The following is a 345-nucleotide window of genomic DNA, read 5'->3' as shown; positions in this document are numbered from 1 at the left end:
ACCCCGCACCCGCACTCGCGCCCGCACCCGCACCAGCACCGCTCACCCGAGCGCGGGCACCCCGAGCTCACCCGTGACGTACTGGGCACGCCCGAAGCCGAAGGACCAGTCCTGCGGCCCGTTCTCGACGTAGCCGATGAAGACGTCCTCGGACGCGACACCGATCGCCGCGAGGGCGTCGTGGATCGCCCGGTACAGCGCCGCCTTCGCCTCGTCGGTCCGCCCGCGCTGCGTGAACACCTGGATGACGATGACGCCCTCGGTGCGCTCGAACCCCAGGCCGGCGTCCTCGGCGATGATCTGCTGCGCGGGGTGCTCGGTGATCACCTGGAACCGGTCCCGCAC

At 71.9% G+C, this 345-nt stretch carries 1 protein-coding gene; it reads right to left on the bottom strand.

Annotated elements, in window-relative coordinates:
• Nucleotides 1-42: 42 nt before the first annotated feature.
• The coding region (locus tag BIU89_RS11725) for a tautomerase family protein (protein ID WP_071246738.1) at nucleotides 43-345 on the bottom strand (303 nt) is incomplete at its 5' end.

Source organism: Curtobacterium sp. MCBA15_005, assembly GCF_001864855.1.
Taxonomy (GTDB): domain Bacteria; phylum Actinomycetota; class Actinomycetes; order Actinomycetales; family Microbacteriaceae; genus Curtobacterium; species Curtobacterium flaccumfaciens.
Note: the sequence above shows the minus strand (reverse complement) of the source record. Positions and strands in the feature narration are given on the sequence as shown.